Here is an 18,778-nt window from a genome sequence, read left to right as displayed (position 1 = left end):
TTTTCTACTTACTCCTTTGTTACAGGAACCTAACTACGGCAGGTCAATCAGCATAAACCGTGCACCATTAACGCTGGATAGCCCAATTTTAGGTAAATCTGACACCCTTGCAGAGTCACGGCGGTCCAATTTGTACGTTTCATTTATGGATAATTCTCCTTCAATGACGAACAAAAAAGCTTTACGGCCTTCTTTTGCAAGATAAGAAAGGTTTGTATCAGCTTCGAGATCAGCTATATATATGGTCAAATCCTGATGGATGTAGGAAATCTCATCAGAAGCATACTGTTTCGAAACAATCGGCAGTAATTGATTGTTCATTTTTTCAACATTGAACCGGGTCTTCTCATATGAAGGGACAAGGCCCTTTTCTTCCGGCAGAAACCAAAGCTGAAGAAAATTGACTTTTTCCTCAGGGTTGGGATTCACTTCAGAATGAACTACACCTGTACCCGCCGACATCCTCTGGACTTCTCCGAATGTCGTTGTAGCTGTGCCGCCGGAGCTGTCCGTATGTTGTAAATAGCCGTCAAGCACAATCGAAACAATTTCCATTTCCTTATGCGGGTGGGAACCAAAACCTCTCATTGGTGCCACAAAATCATCATTCAAAACACGAAGAGGACCAAAATTCATATTCGAGGGATCATAATATTCCGCAAACGAAAAACTGTGAGATGTTTTGAGCCAGCCATGGTCGGAGCTATACCGGGAAGCTGCAGGATATATTTTTATCATATAATAACGTCCTTTCTTGAAAATATCTCGAATTCGAGATATTTGAGTTAAAATTAGAGGAACTATTTTAATTCCTCTAATTTAGAATAACTATAATATACAGCCGTATTTTTGTCAAATTAATGGATTCATGTTCTTTTTTTCTTCTTCCCAGTAAAGCCGCCTTTGTCCCAGAATCCTTTTTCCGAGCATGCCATGCATGGAATTCCTGCTTGAATACAGCGGTCGATTCCTAGCGATTCACAGGCATTGAATGCTGTTGGGCCTTTGCAGCCAAGTTTGAAAAGACAATACCCTTTCTTAGCCCCTTCATCATCAAATGACTCGGCAAACAGCTTTTGATCAAAAAATGGTTTCCGATGACACGCCATATGTACTGTCGTATTGTAAAACATTTTGGGCCGAAGTTTCTTGTCCAGTTCTGGTAGTTCTCCATGAAAATGGATGTACAATAGCGTTCCGGTAATGGCCTCGGGCACTGGAGGGCAGCCAGGGACTAATGCGAGAGGCACGACTTCCGGAATTAAAGCACTAATGTCTTCCGAATCGGTAGGATTTGGACTTGCGGCCGGCAGACCTCCCCATGCCGAACAGCTCCCCACGGCAATCACGGCTTTGGCATGCATGGCAGCTTCTTGTATTTCATCTCTTACAGACTTGCCTGCAATCATTAAGAATTCGCTGTTCCCGGGAACGCTCCCTTCAATTACAAGGACGTACTTTCCTTTGTACTTTTCGAAAATCGTTTGTTTATGGCTTTCAATCCTGTCACCGCTGGCCACAGAAAATAGCTCGCTGTATTCAAGCGAAATAAAATCCAAAAGCAACTCGGAAGCCGTCGGCTCGGCAGATCGAATCAGCGCTTCCTTGCACCCCGTGCATTCAAGGGCGCTAACCCAAATCACCGGAAGCCTTTCATTGCAATCTCCCTTCAATCTGTCCGCTGTTATATCTATTGCTTCAAGCCAGTTATAGCCTGACATGAATTCTCCCCCTTGTAATACGACACCTAAATACATACATATCTTTACTATAATAGAAACACCGGGATCCAATACATCTACATTCTGACGATTTCTTGAAAATTGTTGAGACTTTCACGTCTAAAAATTCAAGTCCTACACCTTGCAGTGTGACGGACGATATCCTTGAATGACTAAGCACACGAAGTACATTTTGCTGTAATATGTATTCGCTCCATAATTTCTGCACATTTTATTGTTATAACAGTGGAAATGATAAAAGAAAGGAATGATAAACATATGAAGATAAGAAAGTCATGGCTATTGCTGCTGACGCTGGCGCTTGCATTCACTCTGACAGCATGTTCGGGAAGCGCGGACAAAAGCTCTGAAAACGACACTGAGGAACCGGCCGCAAAAAGTACAGAAGAAGCCATGAACCACTCGGAAATGAATCATTCCGGCTCGAGTGAAGTACCCAAGGGGTTAGTGGAAGCAAAGCATCCAAAGTATAAGGTAGGAGAACAGGCGATCATTACGACAGGGCATATGGAAGGCATGAAAGGCGCTAAAGCAACGATTTCTGGTGCGTACGAAACAACAGCCTATGTGGTCTCCTACAACCCGACAACTGGCGGAAAAAGAGTGGAGAACCACAAATGGGTCATCCACGAAGAGCTTAAAGACCATGAAAGCAAAGCAGTGGAGCCAGGAACAAAAGTGACCATCATGACTGACCATATGGAAGGCATGCACGGCGCTGAAGGGGTCATTGAGATAGCAGAGCAAACAACTGTTTACATGGTTGATTTCACTCCAACAAACGGTGAAAAGAAAGTCACCAACCACAAATGGGTAACAGAGAGTGAGCTGTCGCCTGTTAATCAGTAAAAAGACCAGTAATCAAATAGGGAGCTGCCTCAGCAGCTCCCTTCTTCATTATTTTAACAAGTTAATGTTTGTGATAATGATTGGCATTGCAAATACGTCGATGAGAAATGCCCCTACAATTGGGACGAACAATCAAAAGCTTGCCTCCAAGCTTAACAAGTTGAAGACTTGCACCGAGTCCTACCGTTGTAAAAAATGTTAACATGAATAGACTTTGCAAAGTGGTATCCAGTGATATTGTAATAAGTCCTGTCTGTTTTAGAATCGTTACCTAACCGGTGAATAACAACCCGCCCACTACTGGAGCAGGTATGCAAAACCGTTTTAGCATTTCGACTTTGTTAATTAAGAATCCTCCTAGAATCAGTAACGCAACCGCCAAAAAGACAGTAGTTTCGCTGTTTAGTTACATGCTCATATTTTATCCCCCTCTGGAATATTCAAAGTTCATAAGTGCCGTATTGATTAAATGTGCTGCCAGTGTAACCGTTTTCTTATTTTCGTCTAAATCAGGGTTAACTTCACAAACATCAAAAGAGAGAGTCTTATCTTTTGAAGCAATATGCTGGATCAACAATCGCACAACTTTTGGGTCGAGTCCAAAAGGCGCAGGAGCACTGACCCCCGGGGCATATGCAGAGCCAATGACATCGGTACATAGTGTCAATATAGTCGCGTCATATTGACTGGCAAAACTATCGACCTCATTGAATGCTTTGGCAATATCTGAAGAAGCCAGATTTTCTTCCATCACATACTTCACATTATAATTTTCAGCTGTCTCAAAGAGGGCTGCTGTATTGCCGAGCTTTTGAATGCCTAAGCACAGATAACCGCAATTCTGATCCTGATCCAGTATTTGCTTAAACATCGTGCCTGAAGAGCTCTCCTGATCATATGGCCTCATATCAAAGTGAGCATCTATATTAATGATTCCCAAACGGGCTGCAGGGCCCATGAACTCACGTGCCCCAAGGTAATGACCGTAAAAAGTCTCGTGTCCTCCGCCGATAATAATCGGACAGATTTTATTATTTAATAGAGAAGAGACGGCTTTTCCTAATTCAGCCTGCGCTTCTTCCATTCGATCGCCAAGGCACTCTATATCTCCAATGTCGAGAACTTGCGCATTACCTGGCAAGTGCCATGGCAATTTGCCGATTGCCTGCCTGACCGCATCCGGTGCTTTTGCTGCGCCTCTCCTCCCCTGGTTACGCCTAACGCCTTCATCACATTGAAATCCAATGAGGCCAAAGGTTTTCTTCACATCAAATGAATGAGTGACAGAAGGGAGATCAACTAGCTGAACCTGCTGATGAAAACGGAAACTAAGGATGTCTGTCTCGCTGTCAATTCTTCCAAACCAATTATTTTTTGACGGCTGATTATACATAAATCCTCCTTCATTTGTTAAATTCAGAATTTTTACTTGTTTAAAGTATATTTTAAGTTAATATATAAATACTAATACTATATTTATATATATTTATAGTTATTAACTATATATCTAATCAGGAGGAATTTTTATGGATATTCGCCAGCTTCGTTATTTTATTGCAGTCGTGGAAGAAAAGCATTTTTCCAAAGCTGCTAATCTTCTCCATATTTCCCAGCCATCCTTGAGCACCGCCATAATGAAGCTGGAAAAAGATATAGGAATTCAGCTTTTAGAGAGGAATACACGGGGATTTAAACTAACCGAATCCGGGGAAATTTTCTATACACGGTCATTGGAGCTTATTAACAAATACGAACATATGCTTAAAGAGCTAGATGATCTCAGGCAAAAAGGAAACGGAATTATTTCCATCGGGCTCATTGAATCGGCAAAATACTGGCTGCCAAAAATTATTATAAATTTCAAAAATAGTTTTCCTGATATACATTTCCAGTTTAAAGAAATTCTTGGCGAAAAAAAGGTCTTTCAAACATTAGCCAACTATGATGTCCATTGCACAATAACGAACCAGCCTATTCAGTCTGAAGAAATAGAGATTGTTCCTATCTACACGGAGGATCTTGTTCTTGTCATCCATAAAGCTGACGAACTGAACAAAAAATCTTCTATTTCATTGGAAGACCTTTCTGAGAGGGATTTCATTATTTGCAAGGAAGGCTTTCAAACAAGGGAGGATGTATTAAGAGCATTCCAGCATGAAAACGTCACGCCTGACATCAAGTTCGAGATAGAACGGTTAGAGACTGCATGCAGCCTGATCGAACACGGATTGGGCATTACCATCTTGCCGGAAAGCTATATTAAATACAATTCAAACCCAAACATAGTGACCCATACTCTCCCATCACAGTTTCTGAAGAGAACGGTATACTTTGCCTATTGGAAAGATCGAAATTTATCTCCTGCTGTTTTTGAATTACTTGCATCCATTAAAGATTTCTTTATAGCAGGAAACTCGCTTAAATCTCAGTGATGCTGTCAACCAGTTTTATCAATAAGAAAAACCAGGCAAAAAGCACGCCATGTTCGTAATATGTTGAAACTTTCTGGTTACACTTTAAATTTGCCAATCATCGTTTTCAGGTTCTCCGTCAAGTTCGCCAGTGTCGATGCCGAGGCATTAACCTCCTGCATGGCTGCCAGCTGCTCTTCAGAAACGGCGGCTACCGCTGTAGTGCTTTCAGCCGATGATTCTGCAATATGCGCGACTTCTTTAACAGAAGCATTGACTTGTTCGACACTGGCTGATATTTCCTGGGTAACATTTGAAACTTCATAAATTTCGGCATTTTCATTTTCAATCGATGAGAGAATTTTGTCGAAAGCCTTGCCTGTTTTCCCGACCAGATTTACGACTTCCTTTACTTCCTGCGATGCTTTATCAACAGACTTTACCGCACGCATATTGTTACTTTTCATATCCCCAATGATAGAAGCAATTTGGCTAGCGGATTCCTTTGACTGTTCTGCCAGCTTTCTTACTTCTTCCGCTACCACAGAAAAGCCTCGGCCATCCTCACCCGCCCTGGACGATTCAATTGCTGCATTCAGTGCCAAAAGATTGTTTGGTCGGCAATTCCTTTGATGACTTCAATAATTTTATCGATTCTCACCCGAGTTTTTGCTCACTTCCTGAATGGAATGGCCTGTTGAACCATTCCGAATTTTCTTGCATTTCCCAAGAATAATCAAAACGCTATACCCTATCTCTTTCCGCTTCCTCTTTCGTTCCCCCTCCAACACCCCAATACTGCTTCGGTACGGGCTGCACGATTATGCGAACCTGTTCAGGCTGAACATCCAGAGCTTTAACTGTTGCCTCTGTAATTTCCGAAATTAACTCTCTGATTGCCTTGCTGCTCCTGCCCTCAAGAATTTGAATTTGAATGATTGGCATAATAATCCTCCCTTAAAGAGCTGCCGGCTAAAACCCAAGCAATCTAGGAATCAGCAATGTTGTCTGTTCCCAGTAGGTTATGATGAATAGCATAACAATACCTAACAGCAGCATCGGCATGACAGACTTGACGAGTCTTTCAAATTTCACTTCGGCAATCGACGACACAATGAAAAGTCCAGTTCCCACTGGTGGTGTCAGCAGTCCAATTGTCAGGTTAATACAGATGATCACACCAAAATGGATCGGGTCAATCTGAAAGCTTGTAACAAGCGGCATCAGGACAGGAACTAAAATGATGAGTGCCGCAATTCCATCCAAGATTGTACCAATCAATAGTAAGAAGATGTTTACCAGTAATAGAAACACAAATGGATTATCTGAAATTGACAGCATCCAGTTCGCAATACTTTGCGGAATTTGTTCGAATGCAATCATCCAGCCGAATAGGTTTGCCATAGCAATCAAGAATGTGACTGTTGCTGTTCCAATCACAGTATTGATCAATATCGCCGGGATAGTTTTCCATTCTAATTCCTTATAAAAAAACATCCCTACGATAAAAGCAATCACACTTGCAACTGCGGCTGACTCTGTCGCAGTGAATGCCCCACTTAAAATACCAACAGTAATGATTACCGGTACAAGAAGCGCAGGCAATACTTTTATAAACGATTTCCAAATTTGATCCAAGCTTGCTTTCTCACTGCGAGGAAAATTATGCTTGTATCCTAAATATGCAATTAGGGCAACGAACCCTGCACCGTACATAATGCCTGGGATAATACCTGCCATAAACAATGCACCTATCGATGTTCCTGATAAAGTCCCGTAGATAATAAAAATCATGCTTGGGGGAATGATTGGTGCAACAATGGATGAAGCGAGAGTCAATGCCGCTGAAAATTCCCGGCTATATCCTTCCTTTTCCATTTCGGGGACCATGACTTTACTCATCATCGCAGCCTGGGCGTTTGCTGAACCCAATATTGAAGCCAGGAACATATTTGCGAGAACCGTTACATAGGCTAGTCCTCCCTGCACGTGCCCCACCAGCTTTTTCACAAAATGAACTAATCGACTTGTAATTCCGCCGCTATTCATTAATTCTCCTGTCAGCATAAAAAGCGGGATAGCCAGAAGGCCGAAATTCTCCATTGCTGAATATAGCCGCTGCGGTGCAGACTCCAGTAGCATCGTATTCCCTGTCACTAAAAAATACATAATCGTTGTCATCCCAAGCACGAGTGAAATGGGTATACCCATTATTAAAAATAAGAAAAAAGCTAAAACCACTAAAAACATCACTGAGCTTCACTCTCCTTTATCATGTCCAGGAGATGATTCAGCAAGTGGATCGCCGCAAATGAAAGACCGATTGGAAGAATCGAATAAGGAATCCACATTGGAAAAAGGGTGGCACTTGATTTTTGGAATGCAACTGTCGGCGAAGTAATCCACTTAAAACAATAGAAAAGAAGTATTCCCAAAAATACCAGCATGAAGATATGGCCCAGAATGGAAATAATTTTTTTCATCCTCTTAGGCAGATAATCTGTAACGATGGATACCGACGCCTGCTTTTTATACTTAAGTCCAAGACTGCCGCCAATGAATGTTGTATAAATTAATAGAAAAATTGATATTTCACCGGCCCAGAAAAGTGGTTCATTGAATACATACCTGAATATTACTGCCACAGCCACGGTTACAGCCATTGTAAACATGAGGATAATAGCCAGTTTCTTTTCGAAACTGGCTACCATATTACTAAGTTTTTTCACGCATTTCCCTCCAATAGGTTACTTGCGGAATGTCTCAATAAATTCCTTGATGACTGGGTCAGTCTGTTCATACTTCTCATCGAATTTCTTAATATATGGATCGAATAGCTTTTCGTCGATTTCGTAAATTTTCATTCCCTTATCACTAAGAGTCTTTTTAAATTCATCCTCTTGTGCAGAACGGGTCTTTACCGCAAAATCTGCTGCAGCTTTGATGGAGTCATCAATGATTTTCTTATCTCCATCAGACATTTTTTCATAGGTTACCTTGTTGATCATCGCAACGGATGGCCATACCATATGGTTCGTAACAGCGCCATATTTAGCAACTTCATGATATTTATTCGTGATGGTCGCATCCAAATCCATGTCCATTCCATCAATTACACCCGTCTGAATTGCCGCATATACCTCCGGAAGAGGCAGTGATTCAGGCGATGCCCCTAATGATTTATAATAATCCTGCAGCGGAGGGCTCTGCGTTACACGAAATGATAACCCTTTCATGTCTTCAGGTTTCTTTACTTCTTTATCTTTGAACAACATGACACGGCTGCCGGCAAAGAGATAATCCAGCCCTTTAATTCCTTGTTCATCCAAAGACCCTAGAATCTTCTTTGCGACTTCCGTATCTCTGGCAGCGTTCGCTTCTTCCAGGTCTTTGAACAAGTACGGAGCAAACCATGCGGTGAACGATTCAGCTCGAGAACTCATATAAGCTGCGGTAATAAATCCAAAATCAACTGACCCTGAAGAAATTTGCTGCACCATATCCGCCTCAGTCCCAAGCTGGCTTGCGGGGTATATTTCCAGTTGCATCCTTCCATCAGAACGCTGATCTAGCTCTTTTTTAAACTTTTCTGCAGCCTTGTGCCACATATGATCGGTTGGAGTAATGTGTGCAAGCTTAAAGTTATACGTTTCACCGGTTTTCGCAGCGGGTTTTGCTACTGAATTGCTGCACGCAGCAATCATTAGCATTAGCGTAAAGACAAATAAGGAAAGTCCCACATTTCTTAACCTTCTCATTTCTCGCACCTCTTTTTTTTATAATAAGCTGTCCTTATGTCCATTTAATCAAAATATTCTGAAACCAGAGAATGCACTTAGTCATGACAACTAAGTGCTGGATTTACAAGAAAAAGAAACACCGCCTAATTCAGCAAACTGAACAAGGATAGTATCATTTTGCTCAAATGAAATCGCTTCAGAAACCGCACCGCTTAGGATAACATCCCCTTTGTTGATTCCCTTTCCTCTCTCTCCCAACTTATTTACCGCCCAGGCGACGGAAACAGCAGGGTGACCCAATACCGCGGCACTTGACCCGGTTTGGACAACCTGTCCGTTTTTCGTCATCACCATTCCAAGCTGTCCCAATTCCAAACCAGCTGGGGACATCCATTTGCTTCCGATAATCAATTTTGAAGAAGAACAGTTATCAGCGATCACATCAGCCAGCGTAAACTTAAAGTTCAAATATCTGCTGTCAATGATTTCGATAGCTGGTGCTACAAATTTCGTAACACGCAGTACATCCTCAGCAGTAACATTCGTTCCCTGTAGCTCTTCATTGATAAAAAAAGCGATCTCAGGTTCTGCCTTCGGATGGATGAAATCGGTAAAATCAACCGGTTCCCACTCAAGTGCCAGCATATCATCAGTCAAATAACCGTAAATGGCTTCATGGACACCCATCATTTCCTGCTTCGCTTTGCTGGTTAACCCAAGCTTCAAGCCAATTTTGCGGACACCATCCATCTCCCGTCTTTGGATTAATTTTTCCTGAATGGAATAGGCTTCATCAAAAGTTAATTCCGGATATCGATCCGTCACTTTCATAACTTCACGACACTCTTTCTCGGCAGAAAATAAATATTCTACTATTTCAAGATCAACACCCTTCATAATCGTCAATCATTACACCTCCAATTTACGGGCTTTTGCGAGTTGTGCGGCAACATCGAGGATCATATCCTCCTGGCCGCCAACGACCTTCATTTTTCCCAGCTCCAGTAAAATATCTCTTGAATCTAAGCCGAACCTTTGTCCAGCCCGTTCTGCATGAAGCAGGAAGCTTGAATATACTCCTGCATATCCCAAAATGAGGCTGCCTTTATTTATTTCCTGAGGCCTGGGAATCAGCGGCCCTACCGTATGCTCAGCTATATCCATCATCTTATAAATATCAATTCCTAAATTGATGCCCATCCGGTCCAACACGGATAAAAGCACCTCTGTCTGTGCATTTCCTGCCCCTGCACCAAGGCAGCGGACACTTCCGTCAATTCTCGTCGCTCCCTCTTCTAGCGCTGCAATCGTATTAGCAACAGCAAGCGAAAGGTTATTGTGTGCATGAAAGCCGATTTCAATGGACAATGATTCTTTCAACGCAGAAATTTTTTCATGGACCTCATGCGGTAAAATCGCACCGGCTGAATCTGTTACATAAACAGCCTGGGCACCATAGCTTTCCATCAGCTTTGCCTGTTCAACCAATTTTTCCGTTGACGCCATGTGGGCCATCATCAGAAATCCAATCGCTTCCATTCCTAGCTCACAAGCCATGCTAATATGCTGTGCGGAAACGTCAGCTTCGGTTACATGCGTTGCTACTCGGACCAAACCTGCACCTAATGTGTGTGCCTGCTTCAGTTCATGAACTGTTCCAATTCCGGGAAGGAGCAGAACGGCAACCGTTGCCTGCTTACATTCATCAACAGCCGCTTCAATCAGCTTCATTTCATCAACGAATGACTTTCCATATTGAAGCGTGGAACCGCCCAATCCGTCTCCATGGCTCACTTCGATATAATGCATTCCTGCATCGTCCAGTTCACGTGCCACACGCCGTACCTGGTCTTCCGTAAATTGATGCTGCATAACATGACTGCCATCGCGCAGACATACTTCCGTTATTTTAATTGGCCTTTCACTTTTGCGATTCATAATTTCACCCTGCCTTTCCATCAAACGCTTTTTGCATTTTGCTTTTCTAGCATATGCCAGGCAAATTCCTCGGCATATCGTGTCGCCGCTGCCGTCATGATATCAAGATTTCCAGCGTAGACAGGGAAGTAATCGCCGGCACCTTCCACTTCAATAAAAACGGTTACCCGGTTTCCTTCAAACAGCGGGTCCTGTTTCAAACGGTAGCCCGGGACGTACTGTTTCACCTTTTCTGCCATCTGATCGATTGATCTCGCAATTTCATCCTCATCCATATTTTTCACTTCACAATAAATCGTATCGCGCATGAGGATAGGCGGTTCAGCCGGGTTAAGAATAATAATCGCCTTACCCTGGTCGGCTCTGCCAACTTCTTCAATCCCGCGCCTTGTTGTAATCGTGAATTCATCGATGTTCTCCCGTGTTCCCTGCCCAGCGCTTTTGCTCGAAATTGTTGCCACGATCTCTGCGTAGCTCACATCAGCTACAGAATTAATTGCATGCACAATCGGAATCGTAGCTTGCCCTCCGCAAGTAATCAAATTAACATTCGGAACGTCCAAATAGGAATTTCCATTTACAGCAGGAATGACGAAAGGCCCTCTTGCTGCAGGAGTTAAATCAATCGCAAGCTTTCCCATCTCCTCAAGAACCTCCGCATGTCTCAAATGGGTTTTCGCAGAAGTTGCATCAAACACAATGTCAGCCAAATCCGGATGGTCCCTTAAAGCCTGGATACCATTATAAAATACCTGGTAGCCTCGTTCTTTTGCCCGGTTCAGACCATCCGATTCCTTATCAATGCCAATCATTGCTGTCAGTTCAATGACCTCGCTTCGCTCAAGCTTATACATAAGATCGGTCCCGATATTTCCAGAACCTATGATACACGCATTCAATTTCACCAACCCTGCACCCCCTATTCGAAATTGACAAAAACTGAACCTAGCGGGCCAAACTGAGCAGTAACCGTATCGCCTTCCTCAACAGCAATCGCTGCTGAAAGCGCACCAGGCAAAATCAGTTCTCCAGCTTTAAGGCTGATCCCGAACTCAGACAGTTTATTGGCGAGCCAGGCAATTGCATGAGCTGGATGTCCAAGAGCCGCTGCTCCTGAGCCAGTCGCTATCATTTCTCCATTTTTGTATAAAGTCATCCCCACACTGCGCAAATCAATTCCATCAATTGCGGTTAATTGTTCTCCCAATACCACTTTTGCAGATGAGCCATTGTCTGCTACTGTATCGGCTAGCTGAATCTTCCAGTCTGCTATTCTACTGTCAATGATTTCAAGTGTCGGCATCACATGTTTTGTCGCCATCAGGACATCCAAAAAAGTAATGTTTGGCCCTTCTAGGTCTTCTCCAAGGATAAATCCGATTTCTGCTTCAATTTTTGGATGAAGCAGCTCATTGATTTTTACTTTTTCTCCGCATGATAACTCCATACCATCAAGTAAGTGGCCATAATCAGGTTCCTCGACTCCAAGCATCTGCTGCATTGCCACACTTGTTAAACCAACCTTTTTGCCAATGACAGTCCGACCTCCTGCCAGCTTCCGCTTTATGACCTCCAGTTGAATATTGTAAGCATCTGTAACTTCCAAATCGGCATACTGCTGAGTAAGCGAGGGGACTGCCTGCTTGTTTGCCTCCGCTTCTATAAGAGCAGCCGCGATTCGATTAACTGCATCGTGCATGAACTTCCCTCCCTTACACCCTCTATAATTTCATCGTGACTGTTTTCGCTTCTGTGTAGAATTCAAAGCTATGCTTGCCGCCTTCACGGCCGATGCCGCTTGCCTTCGATCCTCCAAATGGAGTCCGCAAATCCCTGTAGTACCAACAATTGATCCATAATAACCCTGAATGAACCATTGCTGCCACACGATGCGCCCGACGAAGGTCATTCGTCCAGACAACACCGGCAAGGCCATATATTGAATCATTGGCAATCCTAATGGCATCCTCTTCCGTCTTAAAAGGAACCACAACCAATACTGGCCCGAAAATCTCTTCCTGTGCAACACGCATCTTGTTGTCGGCATCATATAAAACAGTCGGCTCGTAATAGTTCCCCGGTCCAAGATTTGTAATCCTCTTTCCACCGGCCGCTAGCTTTGCGCCTTCAGAAAGGCCAATTTGCACATATTGATCAACCGTCTCCAAATGTCCCTTCGAAACGAGAGCGCCCATGTCTGTATCCTCATCAAGCGGATTGCCGACATTGATTTTTTCGACCGCAGCCAAGAACTTCTCAAGAAACAAATCATAAATGCTCTCCTGAACAAGCAAGCGTGAACCAGCCAAACAGATTTCCCCCTGGTTCTTGAAAATCGCCTCGATTGACCCGGCAATCGCTTCATCCATATCCGCATCTTCAAACACGATGTTCGCCGACTTTCCACCCAGTTCCAGCGAAACAGGTATCAACTGCGAAGCCGCATTCTTCATGACAGTCCTTCCTGTCGTACTGTCACCTACAAAAGAAATCCTTCTGACAGATGGGTGCCTTGTCATCTCTGCCCCCACCGTGTCTCCAGGTCCTGTGATAATATTCATAACACCAGGCGGCAATCCTGCTTCATTGGCAATTTCACCAAGCATGACGGCGCTTAATGGCGTATAGGAGGCTGGCTTGACAACTACCGTATTGCCGGCCGCTAATGCTGCCGATGCCTTCCATGTCATCTGCATGAAGGGCAGGTTCCATGGGATGATCAGGCTTGTCACGCCTGCCGGAGAATACTTTGAGTAAGACATATATTTAGATTGGTCATAATGCTCATGATTGACATAGTTGGCCATTTCCGCAAAGAATCTCAGATTGGCTGCTGCCCTCGGAATATCAAACCCAAGGCTCTCTTTAATTGGCTTTCCGACATCAAGTGTCTCGACAAGCGCCAGTTCATCGACCCTTTCCAACACTAAATCTGACATCCTGCACAATATTTTCGTTCGTTCGGCAACAGGCATTCCGCTCCATACACCGCTCCTGAACGTTTGCTGTGCAACATCAATTGCTACCCTGGCGTCCTCTTCACTAGCCCTTGCGACCGATGCAAGCTTTTGATTAGTGGAAGGGTCAAATGTATCAAAACTCTCACCAGAAATTGAATCGCGATACTCCCCGTTAATAAAGAGCTTTGCATCTTTTATGACTTGTGGTTGAATCATTCTCATCATGTGCCCTCCTACTCCTCCACTTCCAACACCATTTCTACCTCAACAGCATTATTAAAAGGAAGCTGGGCCATCCCTACCGCTGAGCGGCCATGTTTTCCCTTCTCCCCAAAAACTTGTACAAGCAAATCAGAGGCCCCGTCCATAACCTTCGGCTGGGCGGTAAAATCTGCCGAGCTATTCACAAACCCAAGTACTTTGACAATCCGCTTCACTTTCCTTAATTCTCCTATCTCTTCTTTCACAACAGTCAGGAGATTGAGCATGCACTGCCTCGCCGCAGCGTAGCCAGTCTCAATTGAAACATCTTCCCCAAGGCGGCCCCGGTATTCATCCGTTCCCTGGCCTGATGTAAAAATCAAGGTTCCTGATCTGACACAGCTGACATAATTTCCCGCAGCATGTCTTGGAACAGGCAAAATCAACCCCAGCTCCGTTATTCTTTCTTCCGGTGTCATTACCGCTTTTTCCATAACATCAGCTCCCAACCTTCACAGGAACATTTAGGAACCTAAGTGCGTTTTTCCCGAGAATGCATTCAATCTGTTCCTTTGTAAGTTCAGAAGTTTCATCAACCACCTTGCCTGGCGGGACTTCCCTTAACAGGAATGGATAATCCGAGCCCATAATAATCTTTTCATGTCCAAAATTCTGCAGTAAATAATGAAGGTTGACTGGCTCATTCACAAGTGAATCATAATAAAATTGCTTTGCGTAATGGCTCGGAGGCTTATCGAGCAAACGTAAATGCGGCCAAACTTTAAAGCCTTGGTCAAGGCGAGGAAGCAAATATGGCAGCGCGCCACCACCGTGCGCCAGACATATTTTCAACTTCGGAAACTTCTCCATCACACCGCCTAAAATCAGGCTCGCTCCTGCCAAAGCAGTTTCACTCGGCATACCGACCGTATACATCAAGTTATGGCGCGGCATCCTTTCTTTCCCTAACGTTTCCCATGGATGGATAAACAGTGGTACATCCCATTGCTCAGCACATTGGAAAAATTCAATAAAGGAAGGATCATCAAGATTGACTCCATTTACATTTGTTCCTATCTCAATTCCGCTCAGGCGCAATTCGTGTTTACATCGATCCATTTCCCGGATCGCAACCTCTACATTCTGTAAAGGAACTGCTCCAAGTCCAATGAACTTTGTTGGAAACATGTTTACGGTTTCAGCAATAAAATCATTTTGGACTCTTGCTAAAACTTCCGCTTCCCCGGCAGGAGCCCAATAAGAAAATGTCACTGGAATTGGGGATAAAACCTGGATGTCAACCGATTCCTGCTCCATATCCTTAATCCGCTTCTCGGGACACCACACCTGATCGGTCACTTCACGAAACACTTTGCCAGCAACCATGATATTTGCGCCGCATGCACAGGTGCGTTCAAGGGTCGGCCACTTTTCTCCGTTAAAGCGCTTTGTCAGCTCGGTAAAGTTTTCCGGAATGATATGAGTATGAAAATCTACACGCATTTCCATTCACTCGCTTCAGGAGGCATCATATGTCCGCAATTTTTACACTTTCTCAGTTCTTCATTGACATTGAAACTGGCGATTGCTTCCTTTACCTGTATTTCAATATTCGTAAGTTGGATTGTTGCCCGATGCATTTCAGAATCGCATTCATCACAGAACCAAACAAAATCTTCAAGCTCACCTTCTGCCCGATTACGCTCAATCACTAATCCAATCGTATCTGCAACACGGTGCGGAGAATGTGGGACGTCCGCTGGAAGCAAAAACATCTCTCCTTCCTTCACTTCAACAACCTCTCGCTTTCCTTGGCCATTAATGACTTCCACATAACAGCTCCCCTTGATTTGATAGAAAATTTCCTCTGAGGGGTCGACATGGAAATCGCGCCTTCTGTTCGGACCGCCTAACAGCATGACCATCAGTTCCGCGTCCTTCCAAATAACCTTATTATTTACCGGCGGTTTAAGCTGATCCTTGTTTTCCTCAATGAATTTCAGAAGATTAATAGGAACAAACTGGCTTTTCATATTTCTTTGTCTCCCTTCGTTTGTGTTAAGATTCGTCCATCACTTTGACAGGGCTGCCATTCAAGGACCTATGCATATGGACCACTTCTTCCGCTAATAGCGCAATCCTCTGAAGAAGGTCAGCATCCACAATTTCATTTTCCTTGTTAAAGTGGTCGTAATTCGCGTAAACATAGCTTGGTGCAACAAACGCCCGGAAGTATCCGGCAATTGGTTTCAACTGATTCTCAATGACAAGGAAATGCTGATATGTTCCTCCGTTTGCCACAAACCCCATCACTTTATTTCGGAAAGCATCCGGGTGGATTAAATCGAATAAGTTCTTCAGTACACCTGGAAAGGACCCTTGAAAAATGGGTGTCCCAATAATATAGAAATCAGCGTTAGAAACCTTTTCTATTACTGTCTTCGTATCTTCCGAATAGGTAGACGGGTCACGTCCATCACAAAATTGAACATCATACTCCATCATGTCCAAAAGCTCGACCTCAATGTCCGGATGCTTCTTCTTCACTTCATCGAGCACCTTCCGGACGACAATCCCTGTTTTGGCACCGATAATCGTTCCTGAAATACCCAAGAGCTTCACCTTTTCATCTCCCATTCTCTTAAAAGTCTATTTCCTCTCAGCTAGCCCAGGAACGCATTCGAAAGAGTGGTCTCTCCTTCAGAAATCAACTGGCGAATTCTCGTTGAGGAAATAGGATTTCCGTTAGAGCAGCAAACAGGCATGGTTACTTGAATTCTGAAATATTTTTCAAGCAGAGCGATATCCCCCAACCGGTCTTTTCCAAACCTGAAGTCTTCTCCCACGATGATTTCAGCTGGGTTTAATTTCCTTAAAGTGTCAATGAACCTATAGGCGTTTCTTTTCGCAAACAAATGGTCAAACCGGGCAACGACAACATGGTCAACTCCGAGTTTTTCAATCTTTTCCAGTTTTTCCTCAATTGAAGTCAACATGCGCGCTCCTTGGAAAAATACGAGGGGTGGAGGATCGAAAGTATAAACCACACTTGGCACTTTCCGTTTCTTACTCCTCTGAACAGCCTGTTTAATCACCTCCTGATGCCCTTTATGGACACCATCAAAAGCACCAATCGCAATGATCGAACATGGCATTTCCACAGATGTATAAACATGTGCCTTCATCGCCCGTCTCCTCCTGTAACCAGCCCTTAATTCATGAGCATTTCCTTATCAAGCTCAACTGCTTTCAATGCTTCAGTGACCATATCCAATGAAGCTTGGCGCTTGTACATGTTGAAGAAAATTGCTCTTTTTCTAATCGGATCACCTGTATAGTAGCGCTCATATTGCAGTAAACGCTGTCCAAATGCCTCACCGCACAGATCCCATGCTAGCTTGAAGATGCTGACTCTTTCCAAAGAAGAAATGCCTTCTCTCCCAACATAATAGTTATCAATCGACTCTCTTAGTTCTCCGTTATTAAAGTCCGCCCCGGTTGGTGACATCAGCAAGCCGCCAGCGCCAACAATCTGCATAACTTCGATTGCTCGCGGGTACATCTTCGGCAGCAAGCCGCGGATTGTTTCGAGAGCAACATAATCCGGCATCGCTTCTCCATGCTCAGTGATGGTATGCTCATATTCAGCCACTTTCAACAATGCCCTGATTGACTCGAGAGATTGAATCAATTCACCAAGATCGTTTTGGACATTCAAATATCCGTCAACTCCAATTGTGTCCGCAACTTTCATCGCCACTTCTGTCGCAAATTGCAATTTCACGAGTCCCCTGACGCCTGACTGGTGTGCGGGCTGCTGTCCGGCACCTGTCATCGGATATAGCTTATTCGCAGCCTCAATATTGTTATATAAAAATACGCGATCCCATGGAACGACAACATCATCGAAGACAAGCAATGCATCCATTTCCTCGAATCTGGATGCTAGCGGGTGGTCAAAGAATGACCGGGTTCCATCCTGCATCGGTTCCCGGCAAATGATACGCAAGCCAGGAGTTCCAATCGGCAACGCGAATGCAAGCGCATACTTTTCATCTCCAGGCGCAAATCCCGGGAATGAATAGATAATGACTTCATCCGTAATCGGCGCAAGGGTCGCCAGCATTTTCGCTCCCCTTACGACAAGCCCATCAGGAGTTTCCTTTACAGCTCCTAAATGTGTATACATGTCCTTTTGCTCGTGCGAATTCTTGCTTCGATCATTCTGCGGGTTAATGATTGCGTGAGTTAAAAACAAATCATGATCACGAAGATATTTATAATAATTGCGGACATTCTCAGCCCATTTAGTGTTGTATTTTTCAAAAAACCATGAATTGTGATACATAGACGTGACAACGACATTCAGAAAATCCGGCGTTCTGCCCATCAAGCCGAATGTAGCCTTCGCAAAGGCTTCAAATACTGCTCTTCTTTTTATCAAATCCTCATAGCTTTTAGGAACAAGGAAAGCATTGTTCACTCTTTCTCCCGTTTCTTCACACACATGGGTAATCTTATCTTTATACTCAGAATCATGCTGCATATCATATAATCTTGCGATTTCCAGAATCGGCTGTTTAAAAACCGGTTCTTCAAAAACATTCGCAACTTTCTTCCCGGATAGCCACACTTCAGGTTTACGTGCTTTGAGTTCTTCGATATATTGAGCCCCTGTCCTAATTCCCATATACACCCTCCTCGTATAAAACTAGAGATTACAAAATGAATTGTAATCCTAATTTTTAAATGTAACTGTAGCCTATTTAACATTTTCAGAGAACAATTTTCTAAAAAATCAAAATATTATAGAAATTAATCCCTGTTTCTCCTATGATAGAAATAGCAAAGAAAAGCGGAAGCGCCCTGTTTAGCGAAGTCCACTAGGCGCTGCCCTCTATAAACGCCACTTCCTGTTCATCGAAGCTAAACATTTA

21 protein-coding genes and 1 pseudogene are annotated in these 18,778 nt (G+C 43.6%); 2 read left to right on the top strand and 20 right to left on the bottom strand.

Annotation, left to right across the window (positions count from 1 at the left end):
* Positions 1-33: 33 nt before the first annotated feature.
* Entirely contained in the window at positions 34-738 is a 705-nt protein-coding gene (locus tag D1970_RS02595) for a pirin family protein (RefSeq protein WP_119111324.1), read from the bottom strand.
* 128 nt (positions 739-866) lie between these two features.
* Positions 867-1,721 (bottom strand): hydrogenase small subunit, encoded by an 855-nt coding sequence (locus D1970_RS02590; RefSeq protein WP_119111323.1) that lies wholly within the window; start codon positions 1,719-1,721, stop codon positions 867-869.
* 279 nt (positions 1,722-2,000) lie between these two features.
* Between D1970_RS02590 and D1970_RS02585 the strand changes: the two genes are divergently transcribed.
* Positions 2,001-2,591, top strand: coding sequence for a YdhK family protein (locus D1970_RS02585; RefSeq protein ID WP_119111322.1), 591 nt, complete (start codon positions 2,001-2,003; stop codon positions 2,589-2,591).
* A 127-nt stretch (positions 2,592-2,718) separates the two neighbouring features.
* Here the strand turns inward: D1970_RS02585 and D1970_RS02580 are convergent.
* Both D1970_RS02580 and hutG read right to left on the bottom strand, forming a co-directional pair.
* A pseudogene (locus D1970_RS02580) lies at positions 2,719-2,997 on the bottom strand (sodium/glutamate symporter); the annotation flags it as partial.
* A 15-nt stretch (positions 2,998-3,012) separates the two neighbouring features.
* Positions 3,013-3,984, bottom strand: coding sequence for a formimidoylglutamase (gene hutG / locus D1970_RS02575; protein WP_119111321.1), 972 nt, complete (start codon positions 3,982-3,984; stop codon positions 3,013-3,015).
* A 133-nt stretch (positions 3,985-4,117) separates the two neighbouring features.
* On the opposite strand from hutG, the gene D1970_RS02570 reads away from it, so the two are divergent.
* Positions 4,118-5,023, top strand: coding sequence for a LysR family transcriptional regulator (locus tag D1970_RS02570; protein WP_119111320.1), 906 nt, complete (start codon positions 4,118-4,120; stop codon positions 5,021-5,023).
* A 77-nt stretch (positions 5,024-5,100) separates the two neighbouring features.
* Here D1970_RS02570 and D1970_RS02565 read toward each other — a convergent pair whose 3' ends face one another.
* From D1970_RS02565 to D1970_RS02490, 16 genes are all read right to left on the bottom strand, one after another.
* Positions 5,101-5,607 (bottom strand): methyl-accepting chemotaxis protein, encoded by a 507-nt coding sequence (locus D1970_RS02565; protein ID WP_119111319.1) that lies wholly within the window; start codon positions 5,605-5,607, stop codon positions 5,101-5,103.
* A gap of 139 nt (positions 5,608-5,746) precedes the next feature.
* Positions 5,747-5,947, bottom strand: coding sequence for a 4-oxalocrotonate tautomerase (locus tag D1970_RS02560; protein WP_119111318.1), 201 nt, complete (start codon positions 5,945-5,947; stop codon positions 5,747-5,749).
* A gap of 27 nt (positions 5,948-5,974) precedes the next feature.
* A complete protein-coding gene (locus D1970_RS02555) occupies positions 5,975-7,252 on the bottom strand; it encodes a TRAP transporter large permease (RefSeq protein WP_181213317.1) in 1,278 nt (425 codons plus the stop codon).
* Positions 7,252-7,731, bottom strand: coding sequence for a TRAP transporter small permease (locus tag D1970_RS02550; protein WP_119111316.1), 480 nt, complete (start codon positions 7,729-7,731; stop codon positions 7,252-7,254). Before D1970_RS02550 ends, D1970_RS02555 begins: the two co-directional genes overlap by 1 nt.
* Before the next feature lie 18 nt (positions 7,732-7,749).
* On the bottom strand, positions 7,750-8,760 hold the full coding sequence (locus D1970_RS02545) for a TRAP transporter substrate-binding protein (RefSeq protein WP_119111315.1): 1,011 nt from the start codon (positions 8,758-8,760) through the stop codon (positions 7,750-7,752).
* Positions 8,761-8,850: 90 nt separating this feature from the next.
* Entirely contained in the window at positions 8,851-9,648 is a 798-nt protein-coding gene (locus tag D1970_RS02540; protein ID WP_119111314.1) for a 2-keto-4-pentenoate hydratase, read from the bottom strand.
* Positions 9,649-9,651: 3 nt separating this feature from the next.
* Positions 9,652-10,680, bottom strand: a complete 1,029-nt coding sequence (gene dmpG / locus D1970_RS02535; RefSeq protein ID WP_119111694.1) for a 4-hydroxy-2-oxovalerate aldolase — start codon at positions 10,678-10,680, stop codon at positions 9,652-9,654.
* 20 nt (positions 10,681-10,700) lie between these two features.
* Positions 10,701-11,588, bottom strand: coding sequence for an acetaldehyde dehydrogenase (acetylating) (locus tag D1970_RS02530; RefSeq protein WP_119111313.1), 888 nt, complete (start codon positions 11,586-11,588; stop codon positions 10,701-10,703).
* Between the two features lie 11 nt (positions 11,589-11,599).
* Positions 11,600-12,379, bottom strand: a complete 780-nt coding sequence (locus D1970_RS02525) for a 2-keto-4-pentenoate hydratase (protein WP_119111312.1) — start codon at positions 12,377-12,379, stop codon at positions 11,600-11,602.
* A 22-nt stretch (positions 12,380-12,401) separates the two neighbouring features.
* Complete coding sequence (locus tag D1970_RS02520; RefSeq protein ID WP_119111311.1) at positions 12,402-13,865, bottom strand: aldehyde dehydrogenase; 1,464 nt, start codon at positions 13,863-13,865, stop codon at positions 12,402-12,404.
* Positions 13,866-13,873: 8 nt separating this feature from the next.
* A complete protein-coding gene (locus tag D1970_RS02515) occupies positions 13,874-14,335 on the bottom strand; it encodes a RidA family protein (protein WP_119111310.1) in 462 nt (153 codons plus the stop codon).
* A gap of 4 nt (positions 14,336-14,339) precedes the next feature.
* Entirely contained in the window at positions 14,340-15,350 is a 1,011-nt protein-coding gene (locus tag D1970_RS02510) for an amidohydrolase family protein (RefSeq protein WP_181213289.1), read from the bottom strand.
* Positions 15,335-15,874: a 3-hydroxyanthranilate 3,4-dioxygenase gene (locus D1970_RS02505; protein ID WP_119111309.1), complete on the bottom strand. Its 540-nt coding sequence runs from the start codon at positions 15,872-15,874 to the stop codon at positions 15,335-15,337. The genes D1970_RS02510 and D1970_RS02505 overlap by 16 nt, the downstream gene beginning before the upstream one ends.
* A 25-nt stretch (positions 15,875-15,899) precedes the next feature.
* Positions 15,900-16,463, bottom strand: coding sequence for an NADPH-dependent FMN reductase (locus D1970_RS02500; protein WP_119111692.1), 564 nt, complete (start codon positions 16,461-16,463; stop codon positions 15,900-15,902).
* Between the two features lie 41 nt (positions 16,464-16,504).
* Positions 16,505-17,026 (bottom strand): FAD synthetase family protein, encoded by a 522-nt coding sequence (locus tag D1970_RS02495; protein ID WP_119111308.1) that lies wholly within the window; start codon positions 17,024-17,026, stop codon positions 16,505-16,507.
* Between the two features lie 26 nt (positions 17,027-17,052).
* Positions 17,053-18,531, bottom strand: a complete 1,479-nt coding sequence (locus D1970_RS02490) for a 4-hydroxyphenylacetate 3-hydroxylase family protein (protein WP_119111307.1) — start codon at positions 18,529-18,531, stop codon at positions 17,053-17,055.
* Positions 18,532-18,778: the final 247 nt, after the last annotated feature.

This window comes from Mesobacillus zeae, from assembly GCF_003570705.1.
Classification (GTDB): domain Bacteria; phylum Bacillota; class Bacilli; order Bacillales; family Cytobacillaceae; genus Mesobacillus_C; species Mesobacillus_C zeae.
The sequence above is the reverse complement of the archived record's forward strand: the minus strand, read 5'-3'. Positions and strand labels throughout refer to the sequence as shown.